This window comes from Achromobacter sp. DH1f (genome assembly GCF_000633435.1).
In the GTDB taxonomy this organism is placed as follows: domain Bacteria; phylum Pseudomonadota; class Gammaproteobacteria; order Burkholderiales; family Burkholderiaceae_B; genus Achromobacter; species Achromobacter deleyi.
The window spans coordinates 21335-42506 of record NZ_AYMF01000027.1 but is presented as its reverse complement, the minus strand read 5'-3'; the positions used below and the strand labels follow the sequence as shown (position 1 = coordinate 42506).

Genomic DNA, 21172 nt, shown 5'->3' with positions numbered 1-21172 from the left:
CGCAGTATGGAGTCTTCGATAGACACCCATCAGGACCCATCATGAGCCAACGCATCGACTACACCCAGGCCTCGCCCGAAGGCTACAAGGCTTTCGGCGCCGTGCACGCCTACCTGCGCCATTGCGGCCTGCCGGAAGTGCTGGTCAACCTTGTCTATCTGCGCGTCTCGCAGATCAATGGCTGCGCCTATTGCATCGACATGCATTCACGCGACTTGCAGAAGCAGGGCGTGGCGGTGGACAAGCTGGTGCTGGTGCCGGTGTGGCGCGAAGGCGGGGCGGTGTTCAGCGTGCGCGAACAGGCCGCGCTGGCCTGGGCCGAATGCGTGACGCGGGTCGCTGAAACCGGCGTGCCGGACGCCGATTACCAGGCGGCTGCCGCAGCGTTCAACGACAAGGAACTGGCGGACCTGACCTATGCCATCGGGCTGATGAACGCCTTCAATCGCCTGGGCGTCACGTTCCGCAATGTGCCGGCTGCGGCAAAGAAGGCGGCGCAGGCGCAGTAAGGGGCTGGCCGCGAGCGCGGTCGGACCTGCGAACGCGGCGCCGCGCCTGCGGCAGCGTCAGGGCCACACCAGCTTGACCGCAATCGCCAGCATCGCGATGCCGACCAGCGCATCCAGCACCCGCCAGGCGGTCTGGCTGGCGAATACCGGCCGCAGCAGGCGGGCGCCGAAGCCCAACGTGAAAAAGAACACGAACGAGGCCGTCATGGCGCCCAGCGCGAAGGCGGTCTTCTGCCCTTCGTACTGACTGGAGATCGACCCCAGCAGCACCACGGTATCCAGGTAGACGTGCGGGTTCAGCCAGGTGAAGGCCAGGCAGGTGGCCAGCGTGGCGCCCAGCCCGGCGGCCTGGCGCGAAGACGGGGTCAGGCTGCCGTGGTTGCGCAGGGCCGACCGCAGGCTGCGGACGGCGTAGGCGAACAGGAACAGCGCGCCGCCATAACGCAGCACCGGCTCCAGCCACGGCAGGGCGTTGGACGCCAGCCCGAACCCCGCGACGCCCGCCGCGATCAGCAGGGCATCCGACACCGCGCATACCAGGCAGACGGCCAGGACGTGTTCCTGGCGCAGGCCTTGGCGCAAGACGAAGGCGTTCTGCGCGCCGATGGCGAGGATCAGGCTGAAGCTGAGGAGAAAACCGGGAAGAAAGGCGTGAGTCATGTCGTACCTGCAAGCAAGGGCGACAGACTAGCGGGTGTAGTGTGATTAGAGAATCTAAAGATACTAATCTATCTTTAGCGCTGCTGATCCAAGCGGGTCGGACCCGCTTGACGCCGCGCCCGATCCAAGACTCAGTGGCGCGCGGCGGCGGGTCCGGGTTGCAGCTTGTCGAGCTGGGCCTTGAGCGAATCCAGCAGCAATTGCAGCTGCTCGGACGTCATGGCATAGACGCGGCCACGGGCGCTGGGCCCGGTGGGCGACGGGGTCGGGTCGGGCAGGAAATCCAGCCGGAACAGCAGGGAGTCGTGTTCGACCAGCGGCAACATGGCCCAGCCGGTCACGGGCGACACGGCTTCGCCTGGCTTGAAATCTCTGTCATGCACCTTGCAGCACCTCGGTTACGCCTCCGGCAAAAGCGGCCGGACCAGAGGGATTCTATTCGTTCAGGTATTTGTCAGCAAGCGGGCAACGAAAGCGGGCAACAGATGCGGGCAAAAAAAGCGGGCAACAAAAAGGCGCCGCAGATGGCGCCTCGGGAATGCTGGCTGACTGCGCCGGCTAGCCGCCGTTCTGGTCGGCCGCGCGCAGCAGGTTGTACAGCTTGTCTTTGAGCAGCAGCTTTTCCTTTTTCAGGACTTCGACGCTGGTGTCCGAGGCGGGCACGATGCCGGCCTCCATGTTCTTGATTTCCTGGTCCAGGTCGTTGTGGCGCTGGAACAGGGCCGAGAAGTGTCCGTTTTCGGCTTTCAGTTGGGTAATCAGTTGGCGATACTCAGGGAACATGACGGCCTCTTTGCTTGATCCGGTTGGAGGGGGACTGCGCGGGAGCCGGCGGGCCGGCCCGTGATGAGCTGTCAGGTCCATGACATCGCAATGGCCCGTCAAAGTCAACCTCGGGTGGCCGCAGGCGAGGCGGCGAATTTGATGCGGCGCACGCCCGGGTGGGCCTCACAGTCGCTTGGATTTATCTGCTCACGTTTGATTACATGGTGACCGGGGAGCCGGGCATACACTCGCTTCCCCGTGGTCTGCCATAAAAGTGAAATGAATCAGCGCGCGCCCATTCACCGTCAAGTCCTGGATCTGTTCAAGCAAGACGGTCGCATCCATCCGGGTACCGGCATGATTACCGGCGTGATCGCGCTGTTCCTGGCGATCCTGTCCGTGCTCGGTGTGCTGGCGTTTCATTTCCCGGCCTACCTGACCACGCCTGAACTGCGCACCTTCTATACGGTGGAAGCCATGCGCGCGCTGTTGTTCGGCGCCTTGCTGGTGTCGGGCACCATTGCGCTGACCAACATCGTGTTTGGCCGCCAGCGCTGGCTGAACATCACGGCATTCGTGCTGGTGTGCGGCGCGGTGGCCGCCGGGGGCAGCCAGGTGGTGGTGACCTCCACCAATACGGGCCACCATCCTTACCTGGGCCTGGACTGGTTCATCCTGGACCTGCTGGCGTCCAGCACCGTGTTCATCATCTTCGAAAAGCTGTTCCCGTTGTACCCCGGCCAGCCGGTGTTCCGCGGCGAATGGCAGGTGGACATGAAGCACTTCCTGTTCAACCACCTGTCGGTGGGGGCGGTGCTGCTGTGCATCAACTTCTTCGTGCACCGGTTGTTCTCGTGGGCGGCCTATGAACCGCTGCAGCAGGCCATCCAGTCGCTGCCGTACCTGGCTGAACTGTTCCTGGCGGTGCTGGTGGCCGACCTGGTGCAGTACGCCGCGCATCGGGCGTATCACGAGGTGCCGTTCCTGTGGCGCATCCACGCGGTGCACCACAGTACCCGCACGCTGGACTGGCTGGCCGGTTCGCGCCTGCACATCGTCGAGCTGCTGATCACCCGCGTGGCGGTGCTGGGCGTGCTCTTCGCGCTGGGCTTTTCCAAGCCGGTGCTGGACGCCTACATCATCATCGTGGGCTTCCAGGCGGTGCTGATCCACTCCAACGTCAAGCTGCCCTGGGGCTGGCTGCGCTATGTGATCGTGACGCCGGATTTCCATCACTGGCACCATTCGTCCGACACGGAAGCCATCGACAAGAACTATGCGGCGCACCTGTCGTTCATCGACTACCTGTTCGGCACCGCGGTGCGCGGCGCCGGCAACCGCCTGCCGGAAAACTACGGCATCCTGGACAACGACATGCCGGGTACGTTCCTGTCGCAGCAGGCTTATCCCTTCCGCAAGAAATAGCGGCTACATCACCTTCACGGCCCGGCCAATGAACTGGATCGGGCCGGTCGGCTTGCCGATGGGCGAGCCGGTGGCCGGTTCCAGCGTCAATTCAAACAACTGGTTGGGTTCCAGCGGCGGCAGCTTGTCCAGCGGGATGCGCACCGGTTCGCCCGGTTTGACCAGGCCCAGCGACACCGGGCCGGCCCAGCCGTCGGCCTTGGTCCAGAATTCCAGCGCGCGATCGGCCGGCACCTGCATGGCTGCGATCGGCACCAGTTGCACCTCGCGCTCGCCCGCCTGCGCCTGCACCACCCAGCCCGGCGTCTGCGATTGGGGGGCGACCAGCACCACCATGTATTGCATCGGGCCGGGCGTTTGCGCGGGCCGCAGGGCCAGGGTGCTGGCCAGGACCAGCGCGGCGGCCAGGCCGCTGGCGGCGACCCCGCGCCAGAAGAACAGGCTGTCCCACCATCCCGGACGCGACGATGCGCCGGCCCGAGCGGCGGCCGACTGGCCGTTCAGCGTCTTCTCGATACGCGGCCACAGGCCAGGCGACGGCTCGACCGGCGTGGCCAGGTTGGCCAGCGGCAGCAGGCGCGCTTCCCAGCGGTCGACGGCGGCACGCAGCGCGGTATCGTGCGGCAGGCGGGCGTCGATGTCGCGACGGCGCGCGCCGGACAAGGTGCCCAGCACGTATTCGCCGGCCAGTTCGTCCAGGCCTTCGGGGGTATCGGGCAGGGCGCTCATGCCAGGCATTCCTTCAGCGCTTTCAGGCTGCGCTTGATCCAGGCTTTGACGGTGCCCAGCGGGGCGCCCAGGCGTTGCGCGATTTCACTGTGCGACAGGCCTTCGACGTAGGCATGCAGCACGCAGTTGCGGCGCACGGGTTCCAGTTGTTCCAGGCAGGCGCCGATGCGGCCGGCGCTGTCGCGCCAGTCGAAGGCTTCACGCGTGTCGTGCCAGGCCTCGATCGCATCGCGGGCGTCCAGCGCGGCGGCGGTGTCGTCGTCCACCGCGGTTTCGTGGCGGCCGTCTCGGACGGCGTTCAGCGCCAGGTTGCGGGCCACGCTGTAGAGCCAGCCGCGGGCCGAGCCGCGCGTGGCGTCGAAGCTGGCGGCCCGGTTCCAGATATTGACGAAGGCGTCGTGCACGATGTCTTCGGCGCGGGCGCGGTCTCGCACGATGCGCTGGGCCACGCCCAGCAGCCGCGGGCCTTCATGCCGGTACAGGGCTTCCAGCGCCGAGCGTCGCCCCGCGGCGCACTGCGCGAGGGCCGCTTCGTAATCGAAATCCGGAACAGGTCGGTTCGGCATGCGCGCGGGGGCAGGGGCGGTGGGCGTGGGGCCGGGCAAGGCCCGGGCGGCGGCGGATGCTGGCATGTTACCGGACTCCCGCCACCGTGACCCGTGCCGTTGCACGCCGCCTTGGCCCGTCCCTTCAGTCCGCCTTCCAGAAGATGTAGTCGGCCTGGTACGAGACCTGGCTGCGCTGCCCGGCCGTGGTGCAGGGCGTTTGCGGGGCGACGCCACCCTTGAGCGCGGTGCGCTGGATGTAGGCGACGCCGGTCAGGGCGCCGGCGCCCATGGCGGGGTTGGCCTTGACCAGCTGGTAGGGCAGGTTGCCCGTGCCGGCGGGCGCCACGGCGACCTGGGTGCCGGTCAGCTTGGAGCCGTCGGCGGCTTCCCAGGTGGCGGGCGGGCCGTAGTAGGTGCCGACCTGCTTGCCCTGGCGATCCTTCAGTACGGCTTTCGGACCGGCGAAGACCCATTCCATCTGGTCCTTGGCGTCCGCCTTGGCGCGGCATTCATAGGTGATTTCGCCTGCGCCGACGGTTTCCCAGGCGACCTTGTGGCCGGCGGGGACCTGGACGGGTGCGGGCAGGGCGTCCTGCGAATACGCCATGGCGGGGGCGGCTTGCATCAGGCCGCAGGCGGCCAGCAGGGCGGCGGCCAACAGGCCGGTGGCAGGGGTGGGGCGAGTGGTCATGAGCGGTCTCCTGGGGGATGTCCCTGGCGGATACGGCGGGCAGAATGCGCGCCGTTGCAGGTACTACCCGCGGGAGCCGCGTTTGGATGCAGGCCGGTGCGAAATATTTTTCGCACCGGCCTGCGGGCTTACTTGGCCTTGTTGGCGGAGTACGAGGCCATCAGGTTGCGGTAGTCGGGGATGTGGTTGGCGAACAGCGTGCCCAGGCCTTCGATGTCGTTGCGCCAGTCGCGATGCAGTTCGCAGGCCACGCCGAACCAGGACATCAGTTGGGCGCCGGCCTGCTCCATGCGGCTCCAGGCGGCATTGCGGGTGACTTCGTTGAAGGTGCCCGAGGCGTCCGTGACGACGAACACGTCAAAGCCTTCTTCCAGCGCGGACAGCGCGGGGAAAGCCACGCACACCTCGGTGACGACCCCGGCAATGATCAGCTGCTTCTTGCCGGTGGCCTTGACGGCCTTGACGAAGTCTTCGTTGTCCCAGGCATTGATGTTGCCGGGACGGGCAATGTAGGGCGCCTTCGGAAATTTGTCTTTCAGTTCCTGCACCAGGGGACCGTTGGGACCGTCTTCGAAACTGGTCGTGAGGATGGTGGGCAGCTTGAAGTAGTCGGCCAGGTCGGCCAGGGCCAGCACGTTGTTCTTGAACTGGTCGGGCTGGAAGTCGCGCACCAGTGACAAGAGGCCTGCCTGATGATCGACCAGCAGTACCGCCGCTTCGTTCTTGTCCAGCTTTACATAGGGTTTGGTCATGGCTTTTGCTCCGTCTGCTTGAAAGGGGGCGGGCCGTGGGCCACGCCGGGTCACTTGAGGGAATAGCCGTCATCCTAAATACAAGCACAATATGTCGGTAGTGGGTCAAAATGGTATTCAGCGTCCTATTTTTCGGACAACGGGGGCGCCGTGGGCAGAAGCAGGCCATGCCGGCGTTGTGCACCGGACTCCAGTTCGGCGATGCGCCGGTATTCCAGGGACATGAAGTCGAGCAGCTCGCGTACCGCGGGCAACAGACCTCGGCGCGACGGGAAGACGGCATGCACGTTGCCAGGTTCGGGCTGCCAGGAGCTGCCCACATTCACCAGCCGTCCGGCATCCAGTTCCTCGTGGATCATCAGCAGCGGCAGGGCCACCACCCCCACGCCACGCAGCGCGGCCTGTTTGAGCGCCAGCATGTCGTCGGTGACCAGGCGCGGCGTGAACGGCACCGTCAGCCGGGCGCCGTCGGCGCCAAGCAACTGCCAATTGCATTCTCGCTGCTCGGTGCCCAGGGCCAGCGTGGGCATCTGGCTCAGCTGTGCCGGGTCGCCGGGGAAGGCCAGGCCGCGTGCCAGGTCCGGGCTGGCCACCAGGCATTGGCAGCCCATGCCCAGGTGCTTCATCACCAGGTCGCTGCTTTCGATGTGGCCAAACCGTACGCGCACGGCCAGGTCGTAGCCTTCGCGCAGCACATCGACGGGTCGGCTGAAACTCTTCAGGTACACGTGCACCTTGGGGCACTTTTCCATGAATCGGGCCACCACGTCGCCCAGGAAATAGTAGATCAACGCGGGCGGCGCGCTCATGCGGATCGTGCCTTGGGGTTCGGCATGCGTACGGTCGATGACGTCCTGGGCGGCTTCGGCACCGGCCAGCATGGCCAGGCATTGCTCGAAGTATTCCTGCCCCAGTTCAGTGACCGCGAAGCTGCGGGTGGACCGCTGGATCAGCCGCACGTTCAGGCGCTCTTCGAGTTCGGCGATGCGGCGGCTCAGGCGCGATTTCGGGATGCCCAGGGCGCGCCCGGCCGGCGCGAACCCGCCGTTGCGCACGACTTGCACGAAATAGTAGAGGTCGTTCAGGTCTTGCATAGGGCGCACGGGTGGGTCATCGGGATGGTGGATGCCCAAGCATATCGCCCTTTGCCCGGCCGGCCCTGCCCGAGACGTTGGACCAGCGGCGTCGCGCCAGAGAATCAGGCAGCCGCCAGGGCCTCGTCCTTCCAGCGCTGCTTGTCGCGCAAAGGCGGCGTACCGAACAGGCGGCTGTATTCGCGGCTGAATTGCGACGAACTCTCGTAACCCACGGCGTGGGCGGCCAGGGCCACCCCGGCGTCGTCCGTCAGCATCAGCCGGCGTGCCTCTTGCAGCCGCAGGTGCTTCTGGTATTGCAGCGGGCTCATCGCCGTGGCCTGCTTGAAATGATGGTGCAGCGACGACACGCTCATGTGGACGTCGCGGGCGATTTCCTCGACCCGCAGCGGCTGGGCATAGTTGTCGCGCAGGATGCGGATGGCCTTGGCCACGCGGTTCAGCTGGCTGTCCTGCAGCACGGTCTGGCGCAGCACCACGCCCTGGCCGTTCATCAGCAGGCGGTACAGCAATTCGCGCTTGACCATCGGCGCCAGGATCGGAATGTCGCGCGGGCTGTCCAGCAGGCGCAGCAGCCGCAGCATCACGTCCAGCAGCGTTCCGCCCAGCGGATTGACGCACAGCGCGCGCGACGCCTCGGCCGGCACCAGCGGCGGCAGGTTCTCGTCGCTGATCAGCTCGGAAATCTCTTCCGGATTCAGGTCCAGCCGCAGGCCCAGGTAAGGCAGGGTCGGGCTGGCGACCGACACCTTGGCCACCACCGGCAGGTCGACCGACGAAATCAGGTAGTGGAAGGGGTCGTACTCGTAGGATTCGTCACCGATCAACAGGCGCTTGGACCCCTGGGCGATGACTGCCAGCGCGGCCTTCTGCAAGGCGGGCTTGGGGCCGGTGGGCTGCGAGATGCGATGCAGGTACAGGCCTTCGATGGGGGTATCGAGCGAACCCTCCAGCGCCCCGGTCATGCGTTCCAGCAGGCACAGCAATTCGCGCCGGGCAGGCTCGAACGCGGCATCCAGGATGGCGGCGGGGGTGGCAATGGGCAGATCGGGGGTGGGAGGCATCGGGCGGCTCCGTGGAAGGCGGCCTCGCGTACGCGTGGGGCGCGAGGCGGCCGGAGAATCAGGCGTTATCGAGTGTAGACCCGGAGAGGCCATCTTGGGACGGCCTGCCGGCTGCGCGCGGAGGATTAGGCAAAGAATGCGGAGGATCGGGCGGATGCCCGGTGTGTAGACTCGCAGCCAGAGAATCAGGCAAAAAAAGGGCAGGATCGAGCATCCATCCGAAGGGCTCGGCGACGCATACTGTTTCCACCCCGGCCACGCGACATCGCCGTCCCATTCCGGGACCGGCGGCGCGCCACGCCCACGAAGGAGTGCAATGATGCGGTACAAGAAATTCGGCAGCACCGGTCTGTTCGTCTCGGAACTTTGCCTGGGCACCATGACCTTCGGCGGCGAAGGCGAACTGTGGAGCAAGATCGGCGACCTGCAACAGGAAGACGCCAACCGCCTGGTGGGGCGCGCGCTGGACGCGGGCGTGAACTTCATCGACACGGCGGACGTGTATTCGGAAGGGCGCTCTGAAATCATCACCGGCCAGGCGCTGCGCGACCTGAAAGTGGCGCGCGACGACGTCGTCATCGCGACCAAGGTGTTCGGCCAGACCGGCGCGGGTGTCAATGCTCGCGGCAATTCGCGCTTTCACATCATGGACAGCGTCAAGAAAAGCCTGTCGCGGCTGCAGCTGGACCACATCGACCTGTACCAGATCCACGGCTTCGACCCGGCCACGCCGGTCGAGGAAACCGTGCGCGCGCTGGACAACCTGGTGCAGCACGGCCACGTGCGCTATGTGGGCGTGTCCAACTGGGCGGCCTGGCAGATCATGAAGGCGCTGGGCATTGCCGAGCGCCTGGGCCTGGCCCGCTTCGAATCGCTGCAGGCGTACTACACCATCGCCGGCCGCGACCTGGAACGCGAGATCGTGCCGCTGCTGCAAAGCGAAGGCGTGGGCCTGATGGTCTGGAGCCCCCTGGCAGGCGGCTTGCTCAGCGGCAAGTACAGCCGTGACGGCCAGGCCGAGGCCGGCAGCCGCCGCGCCCAGTTCGACTTCCCGCCGGTCGACCGCGACCGCGCCTTCGACAGCATCGATGTCTTGCGTCAGGTGGCGGATGCGCGCGGCGTGTCGGTGGCGCAAGTGGCGTTGGCGTGGCTGCTGCACCAGCGTTCGGTGACCAGCGTCATCATCGGCGCCAAGCGTGTCGACCAGCTGGACGACAACCTGGCGGCCACCGCCATCAAGCTGACGCCTGACGAACTGGACCTGCTGGACAAGGTCAGCGCGCTGCCGCCGGAGTATCCGGGCTGGATGCACGTGCGTCAGGGCGAATTCCGTCGCAAGCAGCTGGCCGAGTCGCAAGCCGACTGACCGCATTGGCCGCCGGGTGCACACCCGGCGGCCAGGGCTGCCGCCCTCGCGGATGCGGCGGTAGAATCCCGGGATCGGGCGCGGTCGGCCAGGCTGGCCGTGTCTTCCTTCCCGGGCGCTTTCGTTATGAAGCGCTATGCGCGCGCCGCAGGGGTTGCGGTTGTCATGATGGTTGCCATGGCGGATGGCGCCTGGGCGGCGGCGTCCAAGCCATCTTTCGATTGTGCCCGCGCCAAGAGCGGCGCCGAAAAAGCGATTTGTGCCGATCCCAAGTTGGCCGCGTTGGACGTCAGCATTGCCAGCCGTTACGGCAAGGCGCGCAGCGCTTTCGATGCCGAGACATCCAGGGCGCTGTCCATCGAGCAATGGCTGTTCGTCGGCGTGCGCGACGAATCCTATGAGCACCCTTGGGTCAATATGACAGGCGCGGCGGAAATCGCCGAACGTCTTGGGAGCCGCGACAAGTTCCTTGCGTCGCTTGTGTTGACGCCTCGCCAGGGGTTCGAAGGCGAGTGGCGCAATTTTGGCGGGCAACTCAAGGTGACTCGTCAAGCGGATGGCCGCTTGCTCGCCGAAGCGTCGGCGGCAGACCCCTATAAAGCCAGCTGGGTTTGCGACACCTATGGGGTGGGCGAGGTGCGCGGTGATAGGTTGGTGATCCAGGAAAAGGACGCTGGCGGCTGGACGTTGCAACTGCGCCGCAAGGGCGCGGGCGTGGTGGCCGAGGAAGTGCCGCCTCCCGGCGATAAGAACGGCGCCAGCTCGCCCAATTGCGGCGTCAACGGCTCGCTGGGTGGCACCTATTTTCCGGTGCGCTGAGGCGTTGCCGTGCCCATTCCCTTCCTGCGCCAGCTCACCGCGGTCAGCCGTACGCCACAGGCCAACCGGCGGCTGGCTTATTTTCTGACCTTCACCGCGGGCGCCGTCAACGCGGGCGGCTTCCTGGCAGTGCAGCAGTACACCTCGCACATGTCGGGCATCGTGTCGATGATGGCCGACCACATGGCGCTGGGCGGCCTGGCGGTGGTGCTGCAAGGGCTGGCCGCGTTGCTGTCGTTCCTGGCGGGGGCTGCTACGTCGGCGTCGTTGATCCATTTCGGGCGCCGCTCGCACCTGGCCAGCGAGTTCGCGCTGCCGCTGCTGGTCGAAGCCATGCTGCTGCTGGTGTTCGGCCTGCTGCTGGGCGCCAATCTGGAAACGCTGCGCTGGTTCTACGTGCCAGGCACCGTGATGCTGCTGTGCTACATCATGGGCCTGCAGAACGCGATGATCACCAAGGTTTCCAAGTCCGAGATCCGCACGACCCACGTGACCGGCATGGTCACCGATATCGGCATCGAACTGGGCAAGCTGTTCTACTGGAACCTGGCACGGGCCGATGCCGCACAGACGCCGCCGGTGCGGGCCGATCGCGGCAAGCTGATCGTGTTGGGCGGGATGGTCACGCTGTTCTTTACCGGCGGTGTCGTGGGGGCGTATTCGTTCTTCCACTACGGTTTCGGATCCACCTTGCCGCTGGCGCTGTGCCTGATGGTGCTGGCCGCGGTGCCGGTGGCCGACGATATCCGCGGGTTCCTTTCCCGGCCGTGACGCCGCGTCGTGCGCGGCATGTGGCATTGCGGGAAGCGCCTAGGTCTTCGCGTGTGCCAGGAAGACTTGTAGCGCCGCGGCCGTCTGCCAGTGCAGGCTGGCCAGGCGCGCATCCTTGGCCGATTCGGTGATGGCGCGGCCCTGGGCGTCTTGCGCATAGGGTTCGCCCAGCGCGCGCGCCATGTCGATCTGGAAGAAGCTGCTGTCGCCGTAAGGGCGCTTGCCGTCGATGTAGGGCATGGGCCAGAAGGCGTCGCCTTCACGCAGCACCGCTTCCAGCGCGCCCTGGCCAGCCTCGCGCCAGTTGGCCGCGCGCAGCAGGGTGAGATGTTCGCGGCGCAGTTGGAAAAAGCCCTTGGCATCCACGCCGCTATCCGGAAAGTCGAAGGCTTCGCGCCGCTCTCGCGGCAGCGCATAGCGGCCAGGCGCCAACTGGCCGATGCGGCGCACATAGGCGGGCACGAGCCGGCAGACCTCGGCCATGCGCTGGGTTGCCAGGCTTTTGTCGGCCGTGCCCAGCAGCGTCATTGCCGCAGCTACCGTGTCATTGCCGCCCAGCGGATGTTCGAATTCGATGCCGGGCGCGCCCGTCTCCACGGGAATCCAGATCACGCCCAGATTGCGCATCAGCTTGGCATGGTCAGCGCCGTAGCGGATGCTCGCCAGATCGGCCTGGAACACGCGCCGGATGGTGGCGTCGCGCTCATTCGGCGCGGCGGCCGCCGTGACGCGCAGCGGCGCCACGGCCAGCGCGGCCAGTGCCAGTGTCAACGCACGGCGGGGCGGGCAGGGCACGGACGCGGGGTGCGGCATGGAGATGACGTTCGGCATGCGGGGCATGTGGGCTCCTGGGACGACGGACGACGGTAGGGTGGGGCAGTCGACCTTGCTGAAAAGCCGGCCTGCGGTGGTGGGGCAATCGGCCTTCAGGAAACGCTAGCGCGGCAACGACGCCAGCTCGGCCTGGGCGCGGGAATAACCGGGCTGCACCCGTAGCGCGGCTTCGTAGCTGGCGCGGGCGTCGGCCTGGCGGCCCAGCCGCCGCAGCAGCAGGCCCTGGTTGGTCAGGATCTGGGCGCTGGGCGGCGTGGCGTGCACCGCCTGGTCATACACCTTCAGCGCCTCCGGGATGCGATCCAGGCCGTCCAGCAGCGCGGCTTGCAGGTTCAGGCCGATGCTCCATTGCGGATAGCGTGCCGTCAGGGCCTGCGCCGTGGCCAGCGCGTTGGGCAGATCGCGCAATTCGGCCTGCGCACCGGCCTTGTTCACATAGAACCAGCGATTGTCCGGGGCCAGGGTGATCGCCTCGTCGAACAGCTTGACCGCCGCCGCTTGCTGGCCGTTGATGGATTGCAGCTTGCCCAGGAAGTTCTTGATGTCGGCATTGCCCGGCTCGCGTTGCGACAGGGCTTCGGCGATACGCTGCGCCTGTGCGGGATCGTTGGCGCGCAGTGCGGCGGAGATCTGCTGGTTCATGTCCTGCAGCGGCGCGGGCCATTGCTGGATGCGGGTGCGCAAGGCGGCGCTCTCCGAAGCCAGTTCGGCCTTGTAGGCGTTATCGAATTCCAGGGGCTGGGCTTGCTGCGCGTGGGCGGGCTGGCCGACCAGCAGCAAGACGGCCAACAGGCCGGGTATCGCGGCAAGACGTAAACCGGACAACGATCGACAAGCACGAAGCAGCGTTGCGGTCATGAGGGGGCGGGGTAGGGGTCGCAGGGACCCCTACGATATCCCGGATGCGCTTACTTGGGCATCAGGACGCTGTCGATCACGTGGATCACGCCGTTGGACTGGTATACGTCATAGGTGCTGATATTGGCCACGCCGCCCTTTTCGTCCTTGACGGTCAGGTTGTGCTTGCCGTTCATCATGACCCAGAGCTTGCCGCCGCTGGCCGTGGTCAGTTCGGTGACGCCGCCCTTTTTGGCCTTGGCGGCCAGGGCGTCGAAGTCCAGTTTGCCCGGCACCACGTGGTAGGTCAGGATCTTGGTCAACGTGGCCTTGTTTTCCGGCTTGACCAGGGTGTCGACCGTGCCGGGCGGCAGTTTGTTGAACGCGGCATTGGTGGGCGCGAAGACCGTGAACGGCCCCTTGCCCTGCAACGTATCCACCAGGCCGGCGGCTTTCACCGCTGCGACCAGCGTGGTGTGGTCGGCGGAATTGACCGCGTTGGCCACGATGTTCTTGCTGGGCATCATCGCTTGTCCCCCCACCATGACGTCGGCCGCATAGGTCGGCGACAGGGTCAGGGCAGAGCAGGCGATGGCAATCGAGGCTAGCAATTTCATGACGATCTCCTTTGTGTTGGCCGTCACGAACACATACGGGGCTGGCCTTGGCATGGATGCAAGACAGGGGTTGGGATAAACCCTAGGAGCATGCCCGGACGCCTGTACCGCCCAGCCTTTGCTTGGATCGCGCGCAAGTATGGGCATTATTCGGCCGCTTGTTCCCGATGCTGGTCCGCCGCCGTACAGGTAGTATCAAGGGGTCTTGCCAAGCCGCGCACCGGCGCGCGGCACCGCCCGCGAATGGAGTAATTCGCTATTTTCAGGAGGATAAATACAAAGCATGGACGCGGAATTCTGGTTGGAACGCTGGCGCGACGGTCGCACGCATTTTCATCAAACGCGCGTGACGCCCCTGTTGCAGAAATACTGGCCGACGCTGTCGGTGCCCCCCGGGGGCAAGGTGCTGGTGCCGCTGTGCGGCAAGTCGCTGGATATGGTGTGGCTGGCGGCCCAGGGCTTTCAGGTATTGGGCGTGGAACTGTCCCAATTGGCGGTCGAGCAATTCTTCACTGAAAACGAGCTCAAGCCCGTCATCCACGACACCGCCTACGGCAAGCATTATGTCGCGGGCAATATCGAGATCATCTGCGGCGATATCTTCAAGCTGGACGCGCAACTGCTGTCGCATTGCGTGGGCGCCTATGACCGTGCGGCACTGATTGCCTTGCCGGCGGACATGCGCGGCGCCTACGTGCGCCACGTCTATGGGCAATTGGCGCCGGGCTATCGCGGTTTGCTGATCACCCTGGATTATCCCCAGGAAGAAATGGAAGGGCCGCCGTTCGCGCTGGTCGATACCGAAGTGCGGGCCTTGTTCACCGGGGTGTCGCCGGCCGTCATCATCGACCGCCGTGACATCCTGGCCAAGGAACCCAAGTTCGCCGAACGCGGAGTCAGCCGGCTCGATACCGTGGTGTATCGGCTGGGCGTACAGGCTTGATCGCGGCCAAGGGGGGGCGGTGCGAGCCGCCTTCCTTGGAAAAAAGCCGCTGGAAAAACCCGCCTGGAAAGCCCCGCCTAGAAAAACCAGCCGCCGCGCGTCAGGTCCTTTTCGCAGCTCTTGTACTGGCTGGCGAATTTGTCGGCGCGCGCCTGCACCTTCTTCGAGACCGTCTTGAGCCAGGCCTTGCGGTCGTAGCTGCGGTTGCGGTAGCCGGTCCAGCCTTCGTGGTAGTTCAGGTATTGGCCGTAGGCGTCGGACTTGGACACGCCGTTCAGGCGCTGGGTCTTGTTCATGTACCAGCCCATGAAATCCAGCGCGTCGGCAAAATTGTCGCGGCTGGAGCCCCAGCCACCGGCGTCTTTCTTGTAGTCGCCCCAGGTCTCGTCCTTGGCCTGGGCGTAGCCGTAGGCGGAACTGACCCGGCCCCAGGGGATGATGCCCAGGAAGTAATAGCGCGGCGGCACGGCGTCCTGCTTGAACGACGATTCCTGGTACATCATCGCCATGGGTACCTGCACCGGCGCACCCCATTTCTTCTGCACTTTCAGCGCGGCATCGTGCCAGTCCGGCTTTTCGCGGAAGATGGCGCAGATGTTCTCGGGGTTCGAGGGCGGCGCCGTGGCGCAGCCGGCAAGCGCCGTCAACAGCGGCAGCGGCAACAAGAGCCGTGTCATTGGCAGTCTTCTCCAGGGCCGGCAGGCGGCTGTCAGGGGTTTTGTGTCATTGGTTACGGTGATTGTATGAAAACGTATCGTCTAAAAAGTTCCGTCCCCGACTAAATTCCCGCCGGGACGCGAATTGCCCCCTTTTCGGCCTTGCCGCGCCGCCAAAGAAAAACGGCCCCGGATCGCTCCGGGGCCGTCTGCAGGCAAGCCTGGCGGATGAGGCTTACACCTCGATCACGTCGGCCACGTCCTTGTAGTCAGCGATCTTGTCGAAGTTCAGGTACTGATAGATCTGATCGCCGCTCTTGTTGATGACGCCCATGTCGGCCATGTACTCATCCTTGGTCGGAATCCGGCCCAGCTTCGAGCAGATGGCGGCCAGCTCGGCCGAACCCAGGTACACGTTGGTGTTCTTGCCCAGGCGGTTCGGGAAGTTGCGGGTGCTGGTCGACATGACGGTCGCGCCTTCGCGCACCTGGGCCTGGTTGCCCATGCACAGCGAGCAGCCCGGCATTTCGGTGCGCGCACCGGCGGTGCCGAACACGCCGTAGTGGCCTTCCTCGGTCAGTTGCGTGGCATCCATCTTGGTGGGCGGGGCCACCCACAGCTTGACGGGGATGTCGCGCTTGCCTTCCAGCAGCTTGGACGCTGCGCGGAAGTGGCCGATGTTGGTCATGCAGCTGCCGATGAACACTTCGTCGATCTTGGCGCCGGCAACTTCCGACAGCGTCTTGACGTCGTCCGGGTCGTTCGGGCAGGCCACGATGGGCTCGTGTACGTCGGCCAGGTCGATCTCGATGACGGCGGCGTACTCGGCGTCGGCGTCCGGTTCCAGCAGCTTGGGGTCGGCCAGCCAGGCTTCCATTGCCTTGATGCGGCGGCCCAGCGTGCGCTCGTCTTCGTAGCCATTGGCGATCATCCACTTCAACATCACGATGTTGCTGTTGATGTACTCGATGATCGGTTCCTTGTTCAGGCGCACCGAGCAGCCGGCGGCCGAACGTTCGGCCGAGGCGTCCGACAGTTCAAAGGCTTGTTCGACCTTCAGGTCGGGCAGGCCTTCGATTTCCAGGATGCGGCCGGAGAAGATGTTCTTCTTGCCTTGCTTGGCCACCGTCAGCAGGCCTTGCTTGATGGCGTACAGCGGGATGGCGTTGACCAGGTCGCGCAGGGTCACGCCGGGCTGCAGCTTGCCCTTGAAGCGGACCAGCACCGATTCCGGCATGTCCAGCGGCATCACGCCGGTGGCAGCGGCAAAGGCGACCAGGCCCGAACCGGCCGGGAACGAGATGCCGATGGGGAAGCGGGTGTGCGAGTCGCCGCCGGTGCCGACGGTGTCGGGCAACAGCATGCGGTTCAGCCACGAGTGGATCACGCCATCGCCCGGGCGCAGCGACACGCCGCCACGGGTGCTGATGAATTCCGGCAGCGTGTGGTGCGTCTTCACGTCCACAGGCTTGGGGTAGGCGGCGGTGTGGCAGAACGACTGCATCACCAGGTCGGCCGAGAAGCCCAGGCAGGCCAGGTCCTTCAGCTCGTCGCGGGTCATCGGGCCAGTGGTGTCCTGGCTGCCGACCGAGGTCATCTTCGGTTCGCAGTAGGTACCCGGGCGAATGCCGCGGCCTTCTTCCAGACCGCAGGCGCGGCCGACCATCTTCTGGGCCAGCGTGAAACCCTTGCCGGTGTCGACCGGGTCCTTGGGCAGGCGGAACAGCGTCGACGGCGGCAGGCCCAGCGCTTCGCGCGCCTTGCCCGTCAGGCCACGGCCGATGATCAGCGGAATGCGGCCGCCGGCGCGCACTTCGTCGAACAGCACGTCCGACTTCACTTCGAATTCGGCGATGACTTCGCCGTTCTTGATGGCCTTGCCTTCGTAGGGACGCAGTTCAACCACGTCGCCCATTTCCATCTGCGACACGTCCAGCTCGATCGGCAGGGCGCCGGCGTCTTCCATCGTGTTGTAGAAGATCGGGGCGATCTTGTTGCCCAGGCAGACGCCGCCGAAGCGCTTGTTCGGCACGAAGGGGATGTCTTCGCCCGTGAACCACAGCACCGAGTTGGTGGCCGACTTGCGCGAGGAACCGGTACCGACCACGTCACCCACGTAGGCGACCAGGTGGCCCTTTTCCTTCAGCGATTCGATGAACTTGACCGGGCCGCGCTTGCCGTCTTCTTCCGGCTGGAAGGCTGCGCCGTCGCGCTTGTTCTTCAGCATCGCCAGGGCGTGCATCGGAATGTCGGGGCGGGTGGTGGCGTCCGGGGCGGGCGACAGGTCGTCGGTGTTGGTTTCGCCAGGCACCTTGAAGACCGTGATGGTCAGGCTCTGGGGCAGTTCCGGACGGCTGGTGAACCATTCGGCGTCGGCCCAGCTCTGCATCACGGACTTGGCGTTGGCGTTGCCCTTGTCGGCCTTTTCCTTCACGTCGTGGAAGGCGTCGAACATCAACAGGGTCTTTTTCAGGGCATCGGCGGCGATGGTGCCGATTTCCGCATCGTCAAGCAGTTGGACCAGCGGGCCAATGTTGTAGCCACCCAGCATCGTGCCGAGCAGTTCGGTCGCCTTGGCGCGGCTGATCAGGGCACAAGCTTCCGAGCCCAGGGCCACGGCGGCCAGATACGACGCCTTGACCTTGGCGGCGTCGTCCACGCCGGCCGGCACACGGTGGGTCAGCAACTCGACCAGGTTCTGCTCTTCGCCAGCGGGCGGATTCTTCAGCAGTTCGATCAGTTCAGCGGTTTGTTTGGCCGTCAGGGGCAGCGGGGGAATCCCCAGAGCCGCGCGTTCGGCAACGTGTTGGCGGTAAGTATCCAGCATGTGAGGCCTGCTTAAAGTCGGGTTGGAAGAAGGGTTGTCGGCAGGAATTGTAGAGGGAAGAGGGGGGCGCAAGCAAATGTCTTATATCTTATATAAGACCTGAGCCGATAGCCGTTGCGGGAAGGCCACGGCGCTCGCAGACGACGCCGCCCGGACGGGGGGCGCCAGAGGGCGTTGCGGGGAGTTGCCCGGCCAGGTTGGCGGCCGGAACGAATAAATGGGGACAGAAAAACAGGGGGCGGGCTGCCCCCTGTTTTGCGGGTCCGGGTCCTGGCGAGAGGGCCGGCCGCGCCCGGTTCCGCGCCTAGTTGGCCTTGGCGTCGTACACCACGGCCACTCGGGCGAAGTTGCCGCCGTATTGCTTGACGTTCACCGTGAACGGCGCGCTTTCGCCGGGTTGGAGCTTGGGCAGCTTCAGTTCCGAATACTGGGCGCCCGACAGCTTGTCCTGCGCGTCGTACAGGCTGACCCATACCTTGACGTTCTGGACCTCGGTCTTGTCGTCGTTGCGCACCCGGCCATGCACCACCACATACTTGTAGCGGAAACGGTAGGTGAAATTCAGCGTGCCGGTGCCGACGGCCGCCTCGGTGTTGTCGACGGTGATGTCCAGCTTGGGACGCGTGCCGGGCAGCGCGGCGCGTTTGGCAGGTTGCCAATCGGTCTTGATCTCGCTGTAGCGCTCGAAATCCTCGCCTTGCAGTCGCACCGGGATGCGCTCGCCGGGATACAGCATGGACGGCAGCGACCATTCCTGGCGCAGCCGCAGCGGGCGGGCGCCGTCGAACACCGACAGCGTCAAGCCGGGCGACAGCGCAATGTAGCCATCGCTGCGGTTGACGACTTCGGCCAGCAGCAGCGGGCGCTCGATTTCATCCAGCAGGCGCCGCGGCGGCGACAGCGACAGCGCGGCGGGGTCGAACAGCGCGAAGTCCGGGTCCAGCAGCTCGGCGGTGGTCAGGCGCACGTGGTCGATGACGCGCGTATCGGCGGGGCTGACCCGCACGATGCGGCTGGCGGGGGGCGCGGGCTTTGGGGCGGGTTCGGCGGTGGCCGCGGCGGCCTGCGGGGTGGTCGCGGCCTTGGCCTTTTCCCAGGGCAGCAGGCCGTTGTACTTGGCCAGCGCATAACCACCGGCGGCCAGGATGACCAGCACCAGTCCGGCCTTGGCGGGCAGGGACAGGCGTTTGGGTTCGGAACGGCTAGCTTTCACTTTGCACCATGTAATCGTAGGAGCCGACCTTGCCCTCGGACAGCATTTCGCAGCGCACGTCGAACGAGGTCACCCCACCAGGGGCGAGCGAGTTGGCCGAGCCGTAGCCGTTGCCAGTGCCGATCAGCTTGCCATCTTCGCCATACAGCATCACCGTCACCTGCGTGCTGTTGGAAACGGTCGTGCCCTGGTTGCGCAGCAGGCCGACCAGGCGGTAGTCGCCGTCGTTGCGCACCAGTTGCACCTTGTCGGCGGCAATCTTCAACGCGGTCCCGCGCGCGCGGGACGGCACGCTGGGCTCCAGCGTGTAGCGGGTATAGGACGTGTCGGGCAGCGAGATCACCACGGGCGTGTATTCGCCGGGCTGCAGGGTGCGCGCCAGCGGCGACCCGGTCGCGGACGACAGCGTCAGCTCGCCCTGGTAGAACGTGGCGGTGACGCGCGGGCTGTCGATTTTTTCGCCCGTCTCGTTGCGCATCACCATGACCAGCTGGTTGCGGTTGCGCACGCGCCATTCCTGCACGTCGGTCAGCTTGACCAGCGAGGCGTCCAGGGGCGGGATGACCGGCGGCGGGCGGTAGGAAGTCCGGGTCGACGAGCCGAGGTTGAACGTCAGCGGCACCAGGATCGCCGCCAGCACCACCAGCACGATCGCCACGATGGCGCCCGGCTGCAGCTTGGCCGCGGCCGCGGGCGCGGGCTGCTGCATGTCGCGCAGGATCTTCTCCAGCCGCTGGGCGACGTTGTCCTCGACCAGGGTCACGGCCTGGCAGTGGCTGCACTGGTACTCGTTGGTGTCCAGCTTGATGAACTGCGCGCTGCCACAAGTGGAGCAGGTCAGTGTCACCGTATTGATCGTGGTCTGTTTGGGCGTCATGCTGGATGGAAAACGCGCCGGGTTCGGCGCGGCGCCGGGATGGCGCGGCAAGACCCGGCAGAGCGTGGCTTACAGGGCGGGAAGGATAGCGGGGGGCGGCGAAAGGCTGGGTGCATGAACGCATCCAGTTATGACAAGATGTATGGGCGGAGCGTCAGGTTGCAATCGGATCCCGGGCCGCCGGGCTGGCGGCGGCCGCAGCCGGTGGCTCGGGCAAGGGAGCCAGGGCGCTCCACCCCCGGTGCTATCATCGCCCGCGTCCCATCCTCTTCTTGAATACGCCGTTCCCAGTCGTTCCGCCCTGGGCCGCCTTCTGCCGCGGTCGGGCCGAGCCGAGGCAGGTCAGGCTCCGCCCGAAGCATGAGCATCTTCCAACACGTGTTGTTCCTCGCCTGCGTGGCGCTGGCCACCTACGCCCAGACCATGACGGGTTTCGCCTTCGGCCTGGTGCTGCTGGGCCTGTCCGGCGTATTCCAGCTGGCGTCCGTGTCCGACGTGGCCAATGTGGTCAGCGTGCTGTCGCTGGTCAATGCGGCCGTCACGCTGGCCCGCGCCAAGCCGCAGGTCAATTGGCGGCTGATGGCGCCGGCCCTGGCCAGCAGCCTGGTCGGCGTGGGGGCGGGGGTGGCCGCGCTGGCGTGGATCAGCGGGTCCATGGCGGTGCTGCTGCAATTGCTGCTGGGCGTCACCATCATGGCCTGTGCCGTGCTGCTGGTTGCGCGCACCCAGCCGCTTGAGCGCGTGTCATCGCGCGCTTCGTTCCTGTTCTTCGGCGGCGTGTCGGGCGTGTTGGGCGGCCTGTTTTCCAGCGCCGGCCCGCCCATGGTGTATCACCTGTACCGCCAGCCTCTGCCGCTGGCGTCCATTCGCAATAGCCTGCTGGTGCTGTTTTCCCTGAATGCCCTGGTGCGGCTGGCGCTGGTGACGGGGCAGGGCGCGTTCAAGGCGAATTCGGTCTGGCTCAGCCTGCAGGCCTTGCCCGTGGTGATCGGTGTGACCTGGGCGGCGCGCCGCTACGGCACCGCCGGGTCCATGAAGACCATCAAGCGGATGGTCTTCGTGCTGCTGGTGGCGGCCGGGCTGGGCCTGGTGGTGCCCGCGTCCCGCATCCTGGCGGGCAGCTAGCCGCCAGGGCGGGAATGGCGGTCGGCCGTAGGCTGAAAGCCGCCGCGCGG

General features: G+C 65.9%; 22 protein-coding genes and 1 pseudogene. 7 read left to right on the top strand and 16 right to left on the bottom strand.

The features are described 5' to 3' along the window. Window positions 1–41: 41 nt before the first annotated feature. Window positions 42–509: a carboxymuconolactone decarboxylase family protein gene (locus U858_RS0123125; RefSeq protein WP_025139531.1), complete on the top strand. Its 468-nt coding sequence runs from the start codon at window positions 42–44 to the stop codon at window positions 507–509. 57 nt (window positions 510–566) lie between these two features. On the opposite strand, the gene U858_RS0123120 is transcribed toward U858_RS0123125, so the two are convergent. The 3 genes from U858_RS0123120 to U858_RS0123110 all read right to left on the bottom strand — a co-directional run bounded on the left by U858_RS0123120 (window position 567) and on the right by U858_RS0123110 (window position 1952). Next, window positions 567–1169 (bottom strand): LysE/ArgO family amino acid transporter, encoded by a 603-nt coding sequence (locus tag U858_RS0123120; protein WP_025139530.1) that lies wholly within the window; start codon window positions 1167–1169, stop codon window positions 567–569. Between the two features lie 131 nt (window positions 1170–1300). Further along, a complete protein-coding gene (locus U858_RS0123115) occupies window positions 1301–1552 on the bottom strand; it encodes a hypothetical protein (RefSeq protein WP_025139529.1) in 252 nt (83 codons plus the stop codon). A gap of 175 nt (window positions 1553–1727) precedes the next feature. Continuing rightward, the gene (locus U858_RS0123110; RefSeq protein ID WP_025139528.1) at window positions 1728–1952 is read right to left on the bottom strand and encodes a YdcH family protein; all 225 of its coding nucleotides are present in this window, start codon (window positions 1950–1952) and stop codon (window positions 1728–1730) included. A 261-nt stretch (window positions 1953–2213) separates the two neighbouring features. Here U858_RS0123110 and U858_RS0123105 point away from each other — a divergent pair, with 261 nt between their 5' ends. Further along, on the top strand, window positions 2214–3359 hold the full coding sequence (locus U858_RS0123105; protein WP_025139527.1) for a sterol desaturase family protein: 1146 nt from the start codon (window positions 2214–2216) through the stop codon (window positions 3357–3359). A gap of 3 nt (window positions 3360–3362) precedes the next feature. Here the strand turns inward: U858_RS0123105 and U858_RS0123100 are convergent, their stop codons facing one another. The 6 genes from U858_RS0123100 to U858_RS0123075 all read right to left on the bottom strand — a co-directional run bounded on the left by U858_RS0123100 (window position 3363) and on the right by U858_RS0123075 (window position 8237). Then, window positions 3363–4088: an anti-sigma factor domain-containing protein gene (locus U858_RS0123100; RefSeq protein ID WP_025139526.1), complete on the bottom strand. Its 726-nt coding sequence runs from the start codon at window positions 4086–4088 to the stop codon at window positions 3363–3365. Continuing rightward, entirely contained in the window at window positions 4085–4654 is a 570-nt protein-coding gene (locus U858_RS0123095; RefSeq protein ID WP_025139525.1) for a sigma-70 family RNA polymerase sigma factor, read from the bottom strand. The genes U858_RS0123100 and U858_RS0123095 overlap by 4 nt, the downstream gene beginning before the upstream one ends. A 124-nt stretch (window positions 4655–4778) precedes the next feature. Beyond that, the gene (locus U858_RS0123090; RefSeq protein ID WP_025139524.1) at window positions 4779–5327 is read right to left on the bottom strand and encodes a DUF3455 domain-containing protein; all 549 of its coding nucleotides are present in this window, start codon (window positions 5325–5327) and stop codon (window positions 4779–4781) included. A 128-nt stretch (window positions 5328–5455) separates the two neighbouring features. Then, on the bottom strand, window positions 5456–6079 hold the full coding sequence (gene ycaC / locus U858_RS0123085) for an isochorismate family cysteine hydrolase YcaC (RefSeq protein ID WP_025139523.1): 624 nt from the start codon (window positions 6077–6079) through the stop codon (window positions 5456–5458). Window positions 6080–6204: 125 nt separating this feature from the next. Continuing rightward, the gene (locus tag U858_RS0123080) at window positions 6205–7173 is read right to left on the bottom strand and encodes a LysR substrate-binding domain-containing protein (protein ID WP_025139522.1); all 969 of its coding nucleotides are present in this window, start codon (window positions 7171–7173) and stop codon (window positions 6205–6207) included. A gap of 104 nt (window positions 7174–7277) precedes the next feature. After that, entirely contained in the window at window positions 7278–8237 is a 960-nt protein-coding gene (locus U858_RS0123075; RefSeq protein WP_025139521.1) for an AraC family transcriptional regulator, read from the bottom strand. A gap of 319 nt (window positions 8238–8556) precedes the next feature. On the opposite strand from U858_RS0123075, the gene U858_RS0123070 reads away from it, so the two are divergent. The 3 genes and pseudogenes from U858_RS0123070 to U858_RS0123060 form a co-directional block, all read left to right on the top strand. Beyond that, window positions 8557–9603 (top strand): aldo/keto reductase, encoded by a 1047-nt coding sequence (locus U858_RS0123070; RefSeq protein ID WP_025139520.1) that lies wholly within the window; start codon window positions 8557–8559, stop codon window positions 9601–9603. Between the two features lie 126 nt (window positions 9604–9729). Beyond that, window positions 9730–10422: a lysozyme inhibitor LprI family protein gene (locus U858_RS0123065; protein WP_157838838.1), complete on the top strand. Its 693-nt coding sequence runs from the start codon at window positions 9730–9732 to the stop codon at window positions 10420–10422. A 9-nt stretch (window positions 10423–10431) separates the two neighbouring features. Next, a pseudogene (locus U858_RS0123060) lies at window positions 10432–11187 on the top strand (YoaK family protein); the annotation flags it as partial. Between the two features lie 45 nt (window positions 11188–11232). Here the strand turns inward: U858_RS0123060 and U858_RS0123055 are convergent. The 3 genes from U858_RS0123055 to U858_RS0123045 form a co-directional block, all read right to left on the bottom strand. Beyond that, a complete protein-coding gene (locus tag U858_RS0123055; protein ID WP_051593664.1) occupies window positions 11233–12033 on the bottom strand; it encodes a hypothetical protein in 801 nt (266 codons plus the stop codon). Window positions 12034–12129: 96 nt separating this feature from the next. Beyond that, window positions 12130–12885, bottom strand: a complete 756-nt coding sequence (locus U858_RS0123050) for a tetratricopeptide repeat protein (RefSeq protein ID WP_051593663.1) — start codon at window positions 12883–12885, stop codon at window positions 12130–12132. Between the two features lie 50 nt (window positions 12886–12935). Then, a complete protein-coding gene (locus tag U858_RS0123045) occupies window positions 12936–13481 on the bottom strand; it encodes a fasciclin domain-containing protein (protein WP_025139515.1) in 546 nt (181 codons plus the stop codon). A 283-nt stretch (window positions 13482–13764) separates the two neighbouring features. Between U858_RS0123045 and U858_RS0123040 the strand changes: the two genes are divergently transcribed. Continuing rightward, a complete protein-coding gene (locus U858_RS0123040; RefSeq protein WP_025139514.1) occupies window positions 13765–14424 on the top strand; it encodes a thiopurine S-methyltransferase in 660 nt (219 codons plus the stop codon). A gap of 77 nt (window positions 14425–14501) precedes the next feature. Here the strand turns inward: U858_RS0123040 and U858_RS0123035 are convergent, their stop codons facing one another. From U858_RS0123035 to U858_RS0123020, 4 genes are all read right to left on the bottom strand, one after another. Continuing rightward, the gene (locus U858_RS0123035) at window positions 14502–15101 is read right to left on the bottom strand and encodes a hypothetical protein (RefSeq protein ID WP_025139513.1); all 600 of its coding nucleotides are present in this window, start codon (window positions 15099–15101) and stop codon (window positions 14502–14504) included. 214 nt (window positions 15102–15315) lie between these two features. After that, complete coding sequence (gene acnB / locus U858_RS0123030) at window positions 15316–17907, bottom strand: bifunctional aconitate hydratase 2/2-methylisocitrate dehydratase (RefSeq protein WP_025139512.1); 2592 nt, start codon at window positions 17905–17907, stop codon at window positions 15316–15318. Window positions 17908–18211: 304 nt separating this feature from the next. Further along, complete coding sequence (locus U858_RS0123025) at window positions 18212–19120, bottom strand: FxLYD domain-containing protein (RefSeq protein ID WP_025139511.1); 909 nt, start codon at window positions 19118–19120, stop codon at window positions 18212–18214. Next, window positions 19110–19997: an FxLYD domain-containing protein gene (locus tag U858_RS0123020; protein ID WP_025139510.1), complete on the bottom strand. Its 888-nt coding sequence runs from the start codon at window positions 19995–19997 to the stop codon at window positions 19110–19112. Before U858_RS0123020 ends, U858_RS0123025 begins: the two co-directional genes overlap by 11 nt. 360 nt (window positions 19998–20357) lie before the next feature. Between U858_RS0123020 and U858_RS0123015 the strand changes: the two genes are divergently transcribed. After that, the gene (locus U858_RS0123015) at window positions 20358–21122 is read left to right on the top strand and encodes a TSUP family transporter (protein WP_025139509.1); all 765 of its coding nucleotides are present in this window, start codon (window positions 20358–20360) and stop codon (window positions 21120–21122) included. Window positions 21123–21172: the final 50 nt, after the last annotated feature.